The sequence below is a fragment of the Streptomyces sp. NPDC048018 genome (assembly GCF_043202995.1).
Lineage (GTDB): Bacteria > Actinomycetota > Actinomycetes > Streptomycetales > Streptomycetaceae > Streptomyces.
This window is the reverse complement of the sequence record NZ_JBIDBK010000003.1, coordinates 516082-531462: the sequence shown is the minus strand read 5'-3', so window position 1 is coordinate 531462 and position 15381 is coordinate 516082. Positions and strand designations below refer to the sequence as shown.

15 protein-coding genes and 1 pseudogene are annotated in these 15381 nt (G+C 74.6%); 6 read left to right on the top strand and 10 right to left on the bottom strand.

Translation table 11 applies throughout. The features are described from left to right. Positions 1-39 precede the first annotated feature (39 nt). Positions 40-342 (bottom strand): transcriptional regulator, encoded by a 303-nt coding sequence (locus ACGF1Z_RS13700; protein ID WP_393003328.1) that lies wholly within the window; start codon positions 340-342, stop codon positions 40-42. Positions 343-352: 10 nt separating this feature from the next. Between ACGF1Z_RS13700 and ACGF1Z_RS13695 the strand changes: the two are divergent. Beyond that, positions 353-781 (top strand): annotated as a pseudogene (locus ACGF1Z_RS13695) (HAD-IC family P-type ATPase); the annotation flags it as partial. Between the two features lie 193 nt (positions 782-974). Here the strand turns inward: ACGF1Z_RS13695 and ACGF1Z_RS13690 are convergent. From ACGF1Z_RS13690 to dhaK, 5 genes are all read right to left on the bottom strand, one after another. After that, positions 975-1529 (bottom strand): PadR family transcriptional regulator, encoded by a 555-nt coding sequence (locus ACGF1Z_RS13690; RefSeq protein WP_393003326.1) that lies wholly within the window; start codon positions 1527-1529, stop codon positions 975-977. 74 nt (positions 1530-1603) lie between these two features. After that, positions 1604-3628, bottom strand: a complete 2025-nt coding sequence (locus ACGF1Z_RS13685; RefSeq protein WP_393003324.1) for an FAD-dependent oxidoreductase — start codon at positions 3626-3628, stop codon at positions 1604-1606. Positions 3629-4672: 1044 nt separating this feature from the next. Further along, positions 4673-5077, bottom strand: coding sequence for a PTS-dependent dihydroxyacetone kinase phosphotransferase subunit DhaM (locus tag ACGF1Z_RS13680; protein ID WP_393003322.1), 405 nt, complete (start codon positions 5075-5077; stop codon positions 4673-4675). Further along, positions 5074-5691 carry a dihydroxyacetone kinase subunit DhaL gene (gene dhaL / locus ACGF1Z_RS13675; protein WP_393003320.1) on the bottom strand — a complete coding sequence of 206 codons (618 nt, stop codon included), beginning with the start codon at positions 5689-5691 and terminating at the stop codon, positions 5074-5076. Before dhaL ends, ACGF1Z_RS13680 begins: the two co-directional genes overlap by 4 nt. A gap of 7 nt (positions 5692-5698) precedes the next feature. Further along, positions 5699-6685: a dihydroxyacetone kinase subunit DhaK gene (gene dhaK, locus ACGF1Z_RS13670; protein ID WP_393003318.1), complete on the bottom strand. Its 987-nt coding sequence runs from the start codon at positions 6683-6685 to the stop codon at positions 5699-5701. Between the two features lie 305 nt (positions 6686-6990). Here dhaK and ACGF1Z_RS13665 point away from each other — a divergent pair, with 305 nt between their 5' ends. Next, positions 6991-7164, top strand: coding sequence for a hypothetical protein (locus ACGF1Z_RS13665; protein WP_393003316.1), 174 nt, complete (start codon positions 6991-6993; stop codon positions 7162-7164). 262 nt (positions 7165-7426) lie between these two features. Then, entirely contained in the window at positions 7427-8320 is an 894-nt protein-coding gene (locus tag ACGF1Z_RS13660; RefSeq protein ID WP_393003314.1) for a D-alanyl-D-alanine carboxypeptidase family protein, read from the top strand. Positions 8321-8422: 102 nt separating this feature from the next. Here ACGF1Z_RS13660 and ACGF1Z_RS13655 read toward each other — a convergent pair whose 3' ends face one another. Together ACGF1Z_RS13655 and ACGF1Z_RS13650 are read right to left on the bottom strand one after the other, a co-directional pair. Continuing rightward, a complete protein-coding gene (locus ACGF1Z_RS13655) occupies positions 8423-9379 on the bottom strand; it encodes a nucleoside hydrolase (RefSeq protein WP_393003312.1) in 957 nt (318 codons plus the stop codon). 77 nt (positions 9380-9456) lie between these two features. Continuing rightward, entirely contained in the window at positions 9457-9672 is a 216-nt protein-coding gene (locus ACGF1Z_RS13650) for a hypothetical protein (RefSeq protein WP_393003310.1), read from the bottom strand. Positions 9673-9928: 256 nt separating this feature from the next. On the opposite strand from ACGF1Z_RS13650, the gene ACGF1Z_RS13645 reads away from it, so the two are divergent. The 3 genes from ACGF1Z_RS13645 to ACGF1Z_RS13635 all read left to right on the top strand — a co-directional run bounded on the left by ACGF1Z_RS13645 (position 9929) and on the right by ACGF1Z_RS13635 (position 12632). Beyond that, a complete protein-coding gene (locus tag ACGF1Z_RS13645) occupies positions 9929-10753 on the top strand; it encodes an alpha/beta fold hydrolase (protein ID WP_393003308.1) in 825 nt (274 codons plus the stop codon). Between the two features lie 130 nt (positions 10754-10883). Then, on the top strand, positions 10884-12140 hold the full coding sequence (locus tag ACGF1Z_RS13640) for a GNAT family N-acetyltransferase (RefSeq protein ID WP_393003306.1): 1257 nt from the start codon (positions 10884-10886) through the stop codon (positions 12138-12140). Between the two features lie 192 nt (positions 12141-12332). Continuing rightward, a complete protein-coding gene (locus ACGF1Z_RS13635) occupies positions 12333-12632 on the top strand; it encodes a DUF1876 domain-containing protein (RefSeq protein WP_393003304.1) in 300 nt (99 codons plus the stop codon). Positions 12633-12723: 91 nt separating this feature from the next. Here the strand turns inward: ACGF1Z_RS13635 and ACGF1Z_RS13630 are convergent, their stop codons facing one another. Together ACGF1Z_RS13630 and ACGF1Z_RS13625 are read right to left on the bottom strand one after the other, a co-directional pair. Continuing rightward, positions 12724-13413 (bottom strand): CBS domain-containing protein, encoded by a 690-nt coding sequence (locus tag ACGF1Z_RS13630; RefSeq protein WP_393003302.1) that lies wholly within the window; start codon positions 13411-13413, stop codon positions 12724-12726. Between the two features lie 184 nt (positions 13414-13597). Next, positions 13598-15310, bottom strand: coding sequence for an FAD-dependent monooxygenase (locus ACGF1Z_RS13625; RefSeq protein ID WP_393003300.1), 1713 nt, complete (start codon positions 15308-15310; stop codon positions 13598-13600). Positions 15311-15381 lie beyond the last annotated feature (71 nt).

Genomic DNA, 15381 nt, shown 5'->3' with positions numbered 1-15381 from the left:
TTCGCGTGGTGGACCCACACCCCCGTGGATCCCTCCGGTCTATGACCGACCAGTATCCACGCTCGCGCGGGGCGCGTCGCGGGTGCCGAGGCGCAGATGCTCGATGTGGTAGACGGCCTCGTCGAGGAGTTGGGCGACGTGGTTGTCGTAGAGGCTGTACTCGATCCGGCGGCCCTGGCGGACCCCGGTCACCAGGCCGAGCGCGCGCAGCAGGCGCAGCCTGGTGAGGATCATCAGCCGGGACGGGGTGGCGAGGGCCTGGAGGGTCTCGGCGATGGTGGCCGCGGACTCCGCGTCGAGCTGGGTCGCCGCGGTCGTCTGGCCTGTCACTCCGTGTCCCATGGGCTCATACGTACGGTCCGGGCTGCTGCCGCAGGACAAGGCCGCCGCCGTACGGGAGTGGCAGGCGGCCGGCGCCCGGGTCCTGATGGTCGGCGACGGGGTCAACGACGCCCCCGCCCTCGCCGCGGCCCACAGCGGCGTCGCCATGGACCGGGCCGGTTCCGACCTCGCCCTGGAGACCGCGGACGCCGTCGTCGTGCGCGACGAGCTCGGCGCCCTCCCGGCCGTGGTGGCCCTCTCCCGCCAGGCCCGCCGCCTGGTCGTGCAGAACCTCGTCATCGGCGCCGTGTGCATCGGCGGACTGGTCGTCTGGGACCTGGGGGGCCATCTGCCGCTCCCGCTGGGCGTCGTGGGCCACGAGGGTTCCACGGTCCTGGTCGGCCTCAACGGCCTGCGGCTCCTGCGGGACGCGGCATGGCGGAAGGCGGCGGCGTCCTGACGGAACGGCTCTGCGCGGACCGGCGCCGACCTCCGGGTCGGCCGGTCCGGGGCGGGGGTCCGGGGCGGCCGGCCCCGGAGCACGTCCCGTCAGGCCGCCGCCGTGTGGGGGTGCGCGCGACGTGGCGCCTTCGGGTGCGGCGCCGTCCGCGCCGGCCGGGGCGGACGGATGAATCCACCCCGCCGGGGCGGCGTCACTGCCCGGAGAGCTCGCCCAGCTCGGCGAGCTCTCCGATCGCATGGGTCAGCCACTGCACCCAGAACCGCTCCAGGTCGATCCCACCGCGCAGGACCAGGTGCCGCAGCCGGTCCGGCTCCGCGGAGCGGCGTTCCGGCGGGAAGTCCCGCGACTCGATCTCCAGGTACTCGTCCAACTGGCTCCGGTGCAGGGCCAGATGCCGCTCCAGCTCCTCCCGCAGCCCCCCGCCGCCCACCACGGCCGCCGCCCGCAACCGCAGCAGCAGCGACGAGCGCAGCGGCTTGGGGTCCTCGGCGGTGTGGACCCAGGCCGCCAGCTCCTCGCGGCCGGCGGGCAGCACCTCGTACTCCTTCTTCTGCCCGCGCGCGGGCACGGCGGAGGGCAGGGCTCGGATGTGCCCCGCCTGCTCCAGTTTCCCGAGCTCCCGGTAGATCTGCTGGTGCGTGGAGGACCAGAAGTAGCCGATCGACCGGTCGAAGCGGCGGGTCAGTTCGAGACCGGAGGACGGCTTCTCGAGCAGCGCCGTGAGGATCGCGTACGGGAGGGACATGGACGCATCCTAGATTCGACGGGGCCGGCCACCTGCGTGCTCGTCGGGGCCGGGCGACCGGCCCGCCGCCGCGCTCACAGCGTCGCGGCGAGCCGCGTGCCCTGGTCGATGGCACGCTTGGCGTCCAGCTCGGCGGCGACGTCGGCGCCGCCGATCAGGTGCGCCGCGCGGCCGGCGCCGATCAGCTCCTCGTACAGACCGCGGCGGGGCTCCTGACCGGTGCACAGCACGACCGTGTCCACCGGGACGACCTGCGGCTCGCCGTCGATCGTGATGTGCAGGCCCTCGTCGTCGATCCGCTCGTACGACGCGCCCGCGACCATCGTGACGCCGCGGTGCTTCAGCTCGGTGCGGTGGATCCAGCCGGTCGTCTTGCCGAGGCCGGCGCCGACCTTGGTGGTCTTGCGCTGGAGCAGGTGCACCTGGCGCGGCGGCCGGGGCCGCTCGGGGGTGCGCAGACCGCCTCGCGTCTCGTACGCGGTGTCGACGCCCCACTGGCGGAAGTACGTCTCGGGGTCCTGGCTCGCGCCCTCGCCGCCGTCCGTGAGGAACTCGGCCACGTCGAAGCCGATGCCGCCCGCACCGAGGATCGCGACCCGTTCGCCGACGGGTACGCGGTCGCGCAGCACGTCCAGGTAGCCGACCACGCTCGGGTGGTCGACGCCCTCGATCTCGGGGGTGCGGGGGGTCACGCCGGTGGCGACCACGACCTCGTCGTAGGCGTCCAGGTCGGCGGCGGTGACGAGGGTGTTCAGGCGTACCTCGACCCCGCGTTCGGCCAGCTGGACCCGGAAGTAGCGCAGGGTCTCCTCGAACTCCTCCTTGCCCGGCACCTGCCTGGCGACGTTCAGCTGGCCGCCGACCTCGGCCGCGGCGTCGAACAGCGTGACCGTGTGGCCGCGTTCGGCCGCCGACACGGCGCAGGCGAGGCCGGCCGGGCCCGCGCCGACGACGGCGATCCGCTTGGCCAGGCGGGTGGGGGAGAGGACCAGCTCGGTCTCGTGGCAGGCCCGCGGGTTCACCAGGCACGAGGTGATCTTCAGGCTGAAGGTGTGGTCCAGGCAGGCCTGGTTGCAGCCGATGCAGGTGTTGATGGTCTCCGCGCGCCCCGCGGCGGCCTTCGCGACGAATTCCGGGTCGGCGAGGAACGGGCGGGCCATGGAGACGATGTCGGCGCGGCCCTCGGCGAGGATCTGCTCGGCGACCTCGGGGGTGTTGATGCGGTTGCTGGTGACGAGGGGCACGGAGACCGTGCCCATCAGCTTCTTCGTCACCCAGGTGTAGGCGCCGCGCGGCACGGAGGTCGCGATCGTGGGGATGCGCGCCTCGTGCCAGCCGATGCCGGTGTTGATGATGGTGGCGCCCGCGGCCTCGATCTCCTTGGCGAGGGAGACCACCTCGTCGAGGGTGGAGCCGCCGGGGACCAGGTCGAGCATGGACAGGCGGTAGACCAGGATGAAGTCCTCGCCGACCCGCTCGCGGATGCGGCGCACGATCTCCAGCGGGAAGCGGACCCGGTTCTCGTACGAACCGCCCCAGCGGTCGGTGCGCCGGTTGGTGGCCGCGGCGATGAACTCGTTGATGAGGTAGCCCTCGGAGCCCATCACCTCGACGCCGTCGTAGCCGGCCTCCTTGGCGAGCTCGGCGCAGCGGGCGTAGTCCTCGACGGTCTGCTCGACCTCGGCCTCGGTGAGCTCGTTCGGCACGAAGGGGCTGATCGGGGCCTGGATCGCGCTCGGGGCGACCAGGGCGGGGTGGTACGCGTACCGGCCGAAGTGCAGGATCTGCATCGCGATCCGGCCGCCTTCGGCGTGCACGGCGTCGGTGATCAGCCGGTGCTCGGCCACCTCCTCCGCGGTGGTCAGCTTGGCGCCGCCGTCCCAGGGCCGGCCGGCCTCGTTGGGGGCGATGCCGCCGGTGACGATGAGCCCGACGCCGCCGCGGGCGCGCTCGGCGTAGAAGGCGGCCATCCGCTCGAATCCGTGCTCGGCCTCCTCCAGGCCCACGTGCATGGATCCCATGAGCACCCGGTTGGGCAGAGTGGTGAACCCGAGGTCGAGCGGGCTCAGCAGATGCGGGTACGGGGTGTTCGGGGCCATGGGGTCTCCTCGCGCGGGGTCGTCACGGACTGTTGTAGACGACGCGCCCGGCCTTCTGCAACAAGTTGCATAAAGGCGGGGCGTCGATGTGCCGCACACCACAACGCAGTCCGGCCGGGCCGGCGGGCCCGGCCCACGTGGCCGTCGGCCCGGCCGTCGACGGCTCCTTCCGGCGGGTCGGCCCAGCTGGCCTTCGGCGTGCGGTGTCGACGGTGTCCCGGCCGCAGCGCGCCCTACCGCGCCGTGGCGCGTCGTGCCGCGCCGTGATCCGTTCGCTCCCGTCCTGCTGGAGCGCCCCGGCGCGGGCCCTGCTCGCCCGGTCGGCTGCACCGCCGCCGTGGGGAGCTCCGCCCCTCACGGGCCCGAGGCGGCGCTCGCGCCGCAGCGTGCTTCGTGCGCCTTGCGTGCCCAGGCTCCTACCGCTTCGGCGCGGGCCGACGGCGCGGCGCCGTAGCGGTGGGGGAGGCGCACAGCGGCGGAACGCGCCGCCCAGGCGCGGCCCCGTGTGCCCACCCGTCCCGCCCCGGCGGGACGATTGCCCACACGGAGCGGGTTGATCGCCGTTGCGCGACGGACTCCGCGGGCGTCACCGGGCCCGCGGAGGGGGTGCGGGGGCCTCGTATCGGCGTCGGCGGGTGCCGTCTACCGGTGTCGGGGGAGGGCCCGTACTGGTGTCGAGGGGAGGCCCCGTAGCGACGGGCCCCGGGCTTCGGCGGGTGCCCTCTACCGGTGTCCGGGTGCCCTCACCCGGTGTCGGGGGAGGCCTCAGGCCGGTCTCGGGAGGCCCCGTACCGGCGGGCCCGGGGCTGCGGCGGGTGCCCTCTACCTGTGTCCGGGTGCCCTGTACCGGTGTCGGGAGAGACCCCGTGCCGGCGGGCCCGGGGCTCCGGAGGGCCCCCTGTACCGGTGTCCGGGTGCCCTCTACGGGCGTCGGGGGAGGCTCCGTAGGGGCCGCCGGGCCCGGCGGCCTGGGGCCCGGGGGCTGGGCCCAGGGGCGCGGCCGCCTGGTGGCGGGGCAGAGGGGGTGCGGGGCCGGGGGAACGGTCAGGTTTTGTGGTAGGTGTACGCCTCGCCGGCCGCCGCCGTCACCGCGTCCAGGTCGCCGCCCGCCGACGCGGTCACCAGCGCCGCCACCGCCCCCTCCACGAAGGGCGCGTCCACGAGGCGCGCGCCCTCGGGCAGTTCGTCGCCCTCCGCGAGGAGGGCCTTCACGGTCAGGACCGCGCTGCCGAGGTCCACCAGGAGCGCCACTCCGGCGCCCTCGTCCACCGCCTTCGCCGCCTCCGTGATCAGCTCGGCGCTCGTGCCCAGGCCGCCGTCCGGCGTCCCGCCGGCCGGCCGGACCGGCGCGGTGTCGCCGCCGCCCGCCAGCCCCCGGGCCAGCTCGGCCACCGACGCCGCCACGGCCGCGCTGTGCGAGACCAGGACGATCCCCACCCGGGCCGTCATCCCGCCACCTCCGCGAGCGCGGCGAGGAGCAGGGCCGACGAGGTCGCCCCCGGGTCCTGGTGCCCCACGGACCGCTCCCCGAGATAGCTCGCCCTGCCCTTGCGTGCCCGCAGCGGCACGGTCGCCAGCGCGCCCGACTCCGCCGCCTCCCGCGCCGCCGCGAAGGAGGTGCCGAGCGCCTCGGCGGCCGGCACCAGCGCGTCCAGCATGGTCTTGTCGCCCGGCTGCGCCCCGCCCAGCTGGGCCACCGCCGCGACCCCGGCGCTCAGCGCCCCGGCGAGCTCGGCCCGGGAGACCTGCTCGGCGTCGCCGAGCGCCTTGCCGGTGCGCTGCAGCAGCGTCCCGTACAACGGCCCCGACGCCCCGCCCACCGTGGAGATCAGCTGTCGGCCCGAAGCGACGAGCACGGCCCCCGGCGTGGCCTGCGGCTCCTTCTCCAGGGTCGCGGTCACCGCCGCGAAGCCGCGCTTCAGGTTGGCTCCGTGATCCGCGTCGCCGATCGCCGAGTCAAGCTCGGTCAGCCGGTCGGCCTCCCGGTCCACGGCGGCGGCCGCCGCCGCCATCCAGTCCCGGAAGAACCCGGCCCCGTACACCGTCTCGGTCTCCGCGCTCATCGCCGCCTCACCGTCCCCAGCGCAGCGCCGCGGTGCTCACCGGCGCGTCCCACAGCCGCAGCAACTCCTCGTCCGCCTCGCACAGCGTCACCGAACAGCCCGCCATGTCGAGGGAGGTCACGTAGTTGCCGACCAGGGTGCGGGCGACCGGGACCCCGCGCTCGCCGAGCACCCGGTGCACCTCGGCGTTGAAGCCGTACAGTTCGAGCAGGGGCGTCGCCCCCATGCCGTTCACCAGGGCGAGGACCGGCCCCTTCGGGCGCAGGTCGTCCAGGACGGCGTCCACCGCGAAGTCCGCGATCTCCCGCGAGGTCATCATCGGGCGCCGCTCCCGACCCGGCTCTCCGTGGATCCCGATGCCCAACTCCAGCTCGCCCTGAGGAAGATCGAAGGTCGGCGAGCCCTTCGCCGGGGTGGTGCAGGCGCTCAGCGCCACCCCGAAGCTCCGCGACCGTTCGTTCACCCGCCGGGCCACCGCCTCGACCCGTTCCAGCGGCGCGCCCTCCTGGGCCGCCGCACCCGCGATCTTCTCCACGAAGAGGGTGGCCCCGGTGCCGCGCCGCCCGGCGGTAAACAGGCTGTCGGTCACCGCCACGTCGTCGTCGACGAGCACCTTGGCGATCTGCACGCCCTCGTCCTCGGCCAGCTCGGCTGCCATCTCGAAGTTGAGCACGTCGCCGGTGTAGTTCTTCACGACGAACAGCACGCCGGCGCCGCTGTCGACCGCCGCGGCAGCCCGGACCATCTGGTCCGGCACCGGGGAGGTGAACACCTCGCCGGGACAGGCCGCGGCGAGCATCCCCGGGCCCACGAACCCGGCGTGCAGGGGCTCGTGGCCCGAACCGCCGCCGGACACGAGGGCCACCTGCCCGGCGGTCGGGGCGTCCCGCCGCAGCACGACCCGGTTCTCCACGTCCACGGTCAGCTCGGGATGCGCGGCGGCGATCCCGCGCAGCGCGTCCGCGACCACGGTCTCCGGAACGTTGATCAGCATTCTCAACGGTGTCTCCTCATACGGCCGGCGGAGGGGCCACGGCCCCTCTCCTCGGAGGTCCTTGCTGGTGCGCGTGATCCATGCGGGGCGTCGCCGGGACGCCCCCTCGGCAGTATCGACCTTGTGGCGGCGAAGGTCACGTGGGCCCGGCGGCCGCCCGGGCGACGCCGGTCGCCGCGGGGGACGGGAACCCCGCGGCGGCTGCGGCGCGTCACCCCGGTGAACGCCCCGCCCGGCGGCCGCCGCTCACGGATGGCGCCGCCGGAAGGCACGCCGGGCAGGGACACATCGTGGAGGGGGAGACCATGAAGCACGACGAAGGCGACGAACCGCGCGACGAGGAAGCCGAGCGCCGGCAGAACAGGTACTGGGCGATCGGCGTCACGATCACCCTCGTGGTCCTGGCCCTCTTCCTGATCTCGATCGACGATGACTCCGGCCCGGTCTGCGGTACCGGCCAGGACAAGTACCCCTGTTGACGCCCCCGCCGCCGCCCCTCGCCCTCGCGGCCGCCCCCGCCGCCGCACCCAGCCCCCCGCCGTGTCCGCGCGTCCCCCGCCCGGCGCCGCCCCCCGTCCTCGCCGCCGTAACGTTCCCTCGCCGCCGCTCGACGCGGTGCCGCCCGGCGGCGAGAGCAACATCACGGCCCGCGGCGTACAACCCTTCGGCGCTCTCGCGAATCGTGTGTCCGCGGGCCTGAAAGGCCCGTAACGACCACGACTCGACCAAGGGCAGAACACTTTGACCAACAAGACAGCAGGCGTGCGGCGCCGTGCCGTGATCGTCGCGATCACGACCTCGGCCGTTCTGGGCGGCGGCCTCTTCGCCGGCCAGGCCGAGGCCGCGGCGGCGCCCGCCCCGTCCATCACCGCCCCGGGCGGTTTCGTCATGAACAACACGACGGGCGCGACGTTGTTCGGCAAGGCCGCGGACACCCGCCGGTCGACCGGCTCCACCACGAAGATCATGACGGCGAAGGTGGTGCTGGCCCAGCCGCACCTCAACCTCGACGCGAAGGTCACGATCGACAAGGCCTACAGCGACTACATCGTCTCCAGGAACGCCTCCTCGGCCCGGCTCATCGTCGGGGACAAGGTGACGGTCCGACAGCTCCTCTACGGCCTCATGCTGCCGTCGGGGTGTGACGCCGCCTACGCGCTGGCCGACAAGTTCGGCACCGGCTCCACGCGGGCGGCCCGGGTCAAGTCGTTCGTCGGGAAGATGAACGACGAGGCCAGGAAGCTGGGCCTGCGGAACACGCACTTCGACTCGTTCGACGGGATAAGCAACGGGTCGAACTACTCGACCCCGCGCGACCTGACGAAGATCGCGAGCAGTGCGATGAAGAACTCCACGTTCCGCACCATCGTCAAGACGAAGAGCACGACACAGCGGGTGACCACCAGGACCGGCGGTTACCGGAACATGTCGTGGACCAACACGAACAAGCTCCTGAGCACCTACAGCGGTGCGATCGGCGTGAAGACGGGTTCGGGTCCGCAGGCCAAGTACTGCCTCGTGTTCGCGGCCACCCGTGGCAACAAGACGGTCATCGGCGCGGTGCTCGGCTCGCCGAGCGAGGCGAACCGGGCGGCCGACGTGAAGAAGCTGCTGGACTACGGCTTCACGAGGTAGCAGGCGGCGGCCGGCGCGCGACCGCGCCGGTCACGCCCGCCCCGGGCCGCCTCCCGCTCGGCGGGAGGCGGCCCGGCGGCAGAGCCTTCCCGCGGCGCCCGGTCAGTGCGGTCCGGCGCCGTCGCCGAGCACCCGGACGGCCTCCACGATCAGCCGCCAGAACCCCTCGGCGTCGACGCGCACCGCGACCTCGGTGTCGGCGGGCCTTCCCGTGACACCGTGCAGGTCCACCACCGTCGCGCCGCGCGTGTAGGTGCCCGTCAGCTCCACCGACACCGCCGCCCGCACCAGCTCCGTCAGCGACGGATCGATGAGGTGCGCGACGGTCAGCGGGTCGTGCAGCGGCGGCGCGTCGAAGCCGAACACCTCGCGGTAGGTGGACGCGAAGTAGGTCAGCAGGTCGACGCAGAGTGCGCTGAGCGGGGTGCCGAGCGCGGCGATCCGGGCGACCACCTCGGGCGTGGCCCGCACCTGGTGGGTGGCGTTGAGGCCGAACATCGTGACCGGCCGTCCGCACCGCAGGACGATGTCCGCGGCCTCCGGGTCGCACAGGATGTTGAACTCGGCCGCGGGAGTCGTGTTGCCGCGTCCGGTCGAGCCGCCCATGAGCACGATCCGCTCGATCCGGTCGGCGAGCCCGGGGTACGCGAGCAGGAAGGCCGCGACGTTGGTGAGGGGGCCGGTCGGCACGAGCGTCACCGGGACGGGATGCGCGAGCACCGTGTCCCGCAGCAGCGTGAGCGCGTCGCGCGGGTCCTGGGGGACGTCCGGTTCCGCCCGGCCGAAGCGGGGCCCGTCCAGGCCCGAGCCGCCGTGCATGTCCTCGGCGATCCGGCGCGGTCCGTGCAGGGGCCGGTCGCGGCCCGCCGCCACCGGCACGCCCCGGACGCCGGCCGCGGAACAGACCCGGCGGGCGTTGAGCGTGGTCTTCTCGACCGTCTGGTTTCCCGCGACGGTCGTGATCGCGAGCAGCTCGACCGAGGGGTGCGCGGCGGCCAGCAGGATGTTGAAGGCGTCGTCGTGACCGGGATCGCAGTCGAGAATCACGGGTACCGGCATGTGCCCACCGTCCCACACCCGGCCGCCCCGCACAGCGGTGACGTGGCTGCCGGGCTCGGGCGCGGGGCCCGGCGCTCTCAGCGGGGAGCGATTCCGGTTTCCGCCGCCGCCTCGATGCGGGCGCCGAACGCCTCGGCGTCCCTGCGGGCGGCGACCAGGGCCGGGGGGCCGACCAGGAGTCCGCCCAGGCCGGGGCCTTCGCGCACGTTGAAGAGGCGCACGCAGGTCCTGTCGCTGGCCGGCGGCTCCAGGGCATGGCCTCCTTCCCGCGCCGTCACGCCGTTCCTGGACACCTCGGCCCCTCGCATCCTGACCGGGGGCGCGGGGCGGCGGGGGCGGTGACGCGGAACTCCCCTGGAGGCACTCTTCCCGGCGCTCTTGACGGTGCTGCGGAGGATCATGCCCCCCGCCGTCGCGACCCTGTGCGAGCGCCGTCCGGCGTGCCCGGCGGAGGCTGCCGCCCTTGACCGCGGAGCACCACCGCCGGGGACGCGCCCGCCACGGTCCCTCCTTACGCTGGGAGGCGAGGGGGAGACGAGGAGGGACCCCATGGCGTCCGGCATCGCCGTACACCGAGCGGAGCTGCGGGACGGACTCGTGCTCCCGTACGCGGAGACGGGCAGCCCCGACGGCGCGAAGGTCGTCCTCGTCCACGGCTACGCGGACTCGTGGTGGACCTTCGAACCGCTGCTGCGCGGCCTCCCGTCGGCGTTGCACGCCTACGCCCCCACGCAGCGCGGTCACGGCGACGCGGACAAGCCGCCCGACGGCTATCTCCCCGAGGACCTCGCCCTCGACGTCGTGGCCTTCATGGACGCGGTGGGGATCGGCCGCGCCGTGCTCGTCGGCGGCTCCAGCGGCGGTATCCAGGCGCGCATCGTGGCCGGGCGCTACCCCGACCGGGTGGCCGGCCTCGTCCTCCTCGGCGTGCCGGCCGACCTCGCGGGCAAGCCGGCCGTCACGGAACTGTGGGAGGCCGTACGCACCCTTCAGGACCCGGTCGACCGTGCCTTCGCCGAGGGCTTCAGCACGGGACTGACGGCGGAGCCCGTCGGACGCGGATTCCTGGACACCGTCGTGGACGAGAGCCTGAAGGCGCCGGCCCGCGTGTGGCGGGAGACGCTCCGAGGCCTGCTGGAGACCGACCTGCGGGCCACCCTCGCCGGGATCCTCGTGCCCACACTGGTGGTCTGGGGAGACCAGGACCCGTTGCTGACGCGGGAGGAGCAGCAGGTGATCCTGGACGCCGTCCCCGGCTCCCGCCTGATCGTCTACGAGGGGGTCGGCCACGTCCCGTACTGGGAGCGTCCGGAGCGCGTGGCGCCCGACATCGCCGCATTCGTACGCGGCCTGCACGCGTCCACGGGCACCTGACGCGCGGCCGCCGCGCGGTGGGACGCCGGGGCGCGCCGCAATTCGGTTGACCCAGGGCGCGGCGCGCCGCTCCACTGGGGCCGGGCGCCACGGGGCGTGGCGCCCGGCGAGCCCGGGAGGCAGCGGCAACATGCGGATCCGTTCCACCAGCGACCAGGACCACGACGTCTTCGTCGACACCCTCCACGCGGCGTTCGGACGCTTCCCGGAGACCCCGGACGAGGCCGGGGGAGGGGTGTGGTGGGCGGCCCTCGAAAGGGACCGCAATCTGCTCGCCACGACGGACGACGGGCGGCCCGTCGGCACGGCCGGCGCCTACTCCTTCGAGCTCACCCTGCCCGGGGCGGTGCTCGCTCCGGCCGCCGGGGTCACCGCGGTCGGCGTGCTCCCCTCGCACCGACGCCGGGGCGTGCTGTCCGCGATGATGCGGCATCAGCTCACCGAGCTGCGCGACCGAGGGGAGTTCCTCTCCGTGCTGCTGGCCTCCGAGGCGCTGATCTACCGCAGGTTCGGCTACGGCCCGGCGACGTACACGGGCCGGCTGACGGTCCCGCGCCACCGGGCCGCCCTCGCGCCGGCCCGGGCGCGGGGATCGGCCGACGGACCGGCGGGCGGCCCGGGCGCGGAGGCCCGCGACGCGAAGGCCGGCACGGTCGACCTGCTGCGGCGCGCCGAGTGCGGCGACCTCCTGGAAGAGGTCTACGACCGGTACCGCCGCGCCCAGCCGGGCGCGCTGTCGCGGCCGCACGCCTGGTGGGCCTCGGGCGCTGGGCAGCCCCCGGTCTCCCGGGCGTCGCGCTACGTCGCCGTGCACCGCGACGCGGACGGCGTCCCGGACGGATACGCGAGCTACTCGATCGGCGATCCCGACACCCTGACGGTGGACGAGGTCATCGCCTGGGACGACGAGGTCTTCACGGACCTGGCCCGCTTCGTCCTCGGCCACGACCTGGTCGGCCAGGTCGTGTTCAAGCACGTCCCGCCCGAGCACCCGCTGCGCTGGCGACTCGCGGACTTCCGTGCCGGGGAGTCGAGCCACCACACCGACTGGCTCTGGGTGCGGCTCCTCGACGTCCCGCGGGCCCTGACCGCGCGCGGCTGGTTCGCGGACGGGGAGCTCGTGCTCGACGTCGACGACCCGTTCCTCGGCGAGCGCGGCCGCCACCTGCTCACGGTCCGCGACGGCAAGGCCGACTGCACGCCGACCGACCGCGAGCCCGACCTGTCCCTGGACGTGAGCGACCTCGGCTCGGTCTACCTCGGCGGCACCACCCCCAGCACCCTCGTGCGCGCCGGACACGTCCGCGCCCACCACCCGGGCGCGGCCGCCCTCGCGGACGCCCTCTTCCGCGCCGACCGCGTCCCGCACTGCCTGCACTGGTTCTGATTGCGGCGGCCAGGTAGCTCGAAGGCACGGCGGGCCCGGCGGCCCGGCAGCTCGGTGGCCCCGCTGCCCGGCCGCCGGGCGCGGGGTGCCGGACCGGTGGCACCCGTGGCGCCGCGGGGCGGGGAGCGGGATCCTGGGAGGAGTAGGGCCGCGCGGCGGCTCCGCGTGGCCGTGGGCACGAGGAGGCGGACCATGACACGGCACCTGGAATGGAAGGTCGGCGTGGACCTGGTCGAGGAGGGCGGCCGGACCAAGGCCGAGGCGCACCTGGACACGGGCACGTCGAGGCTCATCGGTCACGGCTCCGCCCGCTGCAACCCGACGGACGTGGACGTACCGGCGATCGGGGACGACCTCGCCGCCGGCCGGGCCATGAAGGATCTGGCCGGACAGCTGATGAGGGAGGCCAACCGGGAGATGGAGGCCGTCGGGGCCGACACCGTGCCGCGGCGCACCGGACCCGGATACGGCTGGCCGGAGGCGGTCGAGTGACGACCGCCGGCCGTTCCCCGGCCCGCCTGCGCACCCGCGCCGGCGGGCCGGGGCCGTACGGCGCCCCCGGAGGCCCGCACCGGGCGTTCGCTCAGCGTGCCGCCTGGTCCCCGTGGCCCGCCGTCTCGCCCCGCGCCGCCCCCGCGGCCTCCGCGGCCCCCGTCTCGGCTCGCGCCGCCTCCGCGGCCGCCGTCTCGTCGTCGTAGGTGAGCCGGTCGACCACCTCGACCACCCCGTCCACGTCCTCGCAGAGCCGTACGAAGATCGGTGCGACGCTCCGGCGCGGCAGGGTGCCGCTGAGCGTCACCCTGCCCTCCGCCACGTCGATGTGCAGGGAGGCGGGCGAGAGGCCGAGGATGCGCGTGACGACGTCCTCGAGGATCTCCTCCTGGATGGCCCGGTCGCGCCGCAGGAAGAGCTGGAGCAGATCGCTGCGGCTCAGCACTCCGATCAGCTGTCCGTCCGCGTCCACCACCGGCAGCCGCTTCACCCGGTGCCGCTCCATGAGCCGCGCCGCCTCCACGGCCGTCCAGGACGGGCGGGCGACGACCACCGGGCTGGACATCATGGCCTCGGCGGTGCTCGGGCCGTCCTTGGCGGTGTGCCGTCGGAGCAGATCAGCCTCCGAGACCACTCCCACCGGCCGGTTCGCCTCGTCGACCACGGGCACGGCGGTGATGCCGTACTCGTCGAGCAGCCGGGCGATCTCCTTGAAGGAGGTGCCCGGCTGCACCGCGACCGCGGTCGGTGTCATGAGATCGGCGACACTGCGGTGCCTCATCGTTCGTCCCGTCCCTTCTCGGCTCCTTTGTCCATGATCCCTCATGGATGTCCGCCGAAAGGCGGGAGCCCGTGACCGGGCTCCCGAAACCGCGCGGCGCGCCGCGCGGCCGGCCGGTCCCGTGCGACCCGCCGGCCGGGCGTTCCGGCCGCCGGCCCACAGCGGCGGGGGCGCGAGGGAGATCTCAGGTACGGAACACGCCCGCCAGGTAGGCGTCGAGTGCCGCCGCCCCGGAAGGCCGCAGGCGTGCGCCGAGATAGCCGTCGGGCCGTACGAGGAAGGCCGTCGGCTCGCGCACGCCGTACCGCAGGGCGAACTCGCCGTGCGCGTCGCGGTAGACGGGCGCCGGTGGAGGCGGGGCGGCGGCGGGCGGCACGCGCCCGGCCCCGTCGCCCGCGAGCAGGAGACACGCCGTCACCGCCCCGCCGGTGGACTCGGCCGCCTGCCGTGCGAGTTGGGCGAGGCCGTCGGCCGCGGCACCGTCCGCGGACCCGTCCCCGTACAGCAGCAGCACGTGCCCGCGGTCCCGCAACAGGTCGTACAGGCGCAGCGGATAGGAGGTCAGGGCCTCGGTGAGGCCCCCGCAGTCCGGCGCCCGGTCGCCCGGCTGCGGTCCGGTGCCGTCGAGCGGGGGATCGGGCGGGCCGACGGCCGGACTGCCCCGGTAGCCGACGAGCAGTTGCGCCTCGCGCAGCATCAGGGTGACCGGCTCCTCGGGATCGGTCTGCACGCCACCGGCCGTCGCGTGCCGCACGGTGCGGCCCACGACCTCCTCGCCCACGGGGCGGCGCTCCGCGTCGTAACTGGCGAGCAGGGCCGGGCTCGCCGCGCCCGCGACGGCGAGGGACAGCTTCCAGGCCAGGTTGTACGCGTCCTGGATGCCGGTGTTCATCCCCTGGGCACCGGTCGGCGGGTGGATGTGCGCCGCGTCGCCGGCGACGAACACCCGCCCCCGCCCGTACCGGTCGACCAGCCGGTGACTGATCCGGAACACCGAGGACCAGCGCAGCGCGGAGGCCGTGACGGGCTGCGGGGACAGCCGGTCCAGCACCGCCTGGATGTCGGCGAGTTCCGGCCCGCGACCGGTCTCCGGACCGTGCGCGACGCCGTCGCCGCCGGCCTCGGCCCGTTGCGCGGCGGACAGTTCGGGCGGCACGCGCATCGACACGCGGTACCGGCCGCGGCCCGGCAGCGGGATGCACACGAGGATGTCGTCGGGCGCGCCGTCCGCGCCGTGGCGGGTGGACCGGACGCCGTACCCGGCCGGCAGGTCCCAGTCGACCTCGACGTCGCCCAGCATGTACTCCTCGGGGAAGGCCCCGCCCTCGAAGGAGAGCCCGAGTCCCTTGCGCACGACGCTGTGCGCCCCGTCGCAGCCCACCAGATAGCGGCACCGCACCTCTTCCCCGGCGGGCGGCCCGTCGGCGCCCGCGCGGACGAGCCGGGCGGTCACCCCGTCCTCGTCCTGCTCGAACCCGACCAGTTCCGTGCCGCGTTCGATCCGGGTCCCGAAGCGGGCGAGGAACTCCTCCAGGATCCGCTCCGTCTCGTACTGCGGCAGCGCGGCGAAGCGGTACGGGACGTCGTCCGGCAGCGTCAGCTCGATCCGCGCCTGCTCCTCGCCGTCGCGGTAGAGGAGCTGCCCGCGCATCGGTACCGCGGCCTCCAGGGCGGCCCGCACGCAGCCCATCCGGTCCCAGACCTCCAGGGTGCGCGGCTGGATGCCCACCGCCTTGGCGTACGGCAGGCGCTCCGGCAGCCGGTCGACGAGCCGCACCGCGGTGCCGTGCCGGCGCAGCTCGGCCGCGGCGGTGAGGCCGACCGGGCCCGCGCCGACGACCAGGACGTCGAGGACGGAGGAGGTGCTGCCACGGAGCGTGTCACGGCTGCTGCACATCGTCGGCGCCTTCCGGAAGGGGAACTCCTTCACCATGGTCGGCCGAGCATCCCGGCGGCGCACCCTAACCC

What these genes read in the sequence shown, in the direction of transcription:
- ACGF1Z_RS13700 (WP_393003328.1), bottom strand. Translation starts at nt 342, where the DNA reads ATGGGACACGGAGTGACAGGCCAGACGACCGCGGCGACCCAGCTCGAC.
- ACGF1Z_RS13690 (WP_393003326.1), bottom strand. Translation starts at nt 1,529, where the DNA reads ATGTCCCTCCCGTACGCGATCCTCACGGCGCTGCTCGAGAAGCCGTCC.
- ACGF1Z_RS13685 (WP_393003324.1), bottom strand. Translation starts at nt 3,628, where the DNA reads ATGGCCCCGAACACCCCGTACCCGCATCTGCTGAGCCCGCTCGACCTC.
- ACGF1Z_RS13680 (WP_393003322.1), bottom strand. Translation starts at nt 5,077, where the DNA reads ATGACGGCCCGGGTGGGGATCGTCCTGGTCTCGCACAGCGCGGCCGTG.
- dhaL (WP_393003320.1), bottom strand. Translation starts at nt 5,691, where the DNA reads ATGAGCGCGGAGACCGAGACGGTGTACGGGGCCGGGTTCTTCCGGGAC.
- dhaK (WP_393003318.1), bottom strand. Translation starts at nt 6,685, where the DNA reads ATGCTGATCAACGTTCCGGAGACCGTGGTCGCGGACGCGCTGCGCGGG.
- ACGF1Z_RS13665 (WP_393003316.1), top strand. Translation starts at nt 6,991, where the DNA reads ATGAAGCACGACGAAGGCGACGAACCGCGCGACGAGGAAGCCGAGCGC.
- ACGF1Z_RS13655 (WP_393003312.1), bottom strand. Translation starts at nt 9,379, where the DNA reads ATGCCGGTACCCGTGATTCTCGACTGCGATCCCGGTCACGACGACGCC.
- ACGF1Z_RS13645 (WP_393003308.1), top strand. Translation starts at nt 9,929, where the DNA reads ATGGCGTCCGGCATCGCCGTACACCGAGCGGAGCTGCGGGACGGACTC.
- ACGF1Z_RS13640 (WP_393003306.1), top strand. Translation starts at nt 10,884, where the DNA reads ATGCGGATCCGTTCCACCAGCGACCAGGACCACGACGTCTTCGTCGAC.
- ACGF1Z_RS13635 (WP_393003304.1), top strand. Translation starts at nt 12,333, where the DNA reads ATGACACGGCACCTGGAATGGAAGGTCGGCGTGGACCTGGTCGAGGAG.
- ACGF1Z_RS13630 (WP_393003302.1), bottom strand. Translation starts at nt 13,413, where the DNA reads ATGAGGCACCGCAGTGTCGCCGATCTCATGACACCGACCGCGGTCGCG.
- ACGF1Z_RS13625 (WP_393003300.1), bottom strand. Translation starts at nt 15,310, where the DNA reads ATGTGCAGCAGCCGTGACACGCTCCGTGGCAGCACCTCCTCCGTCCTC.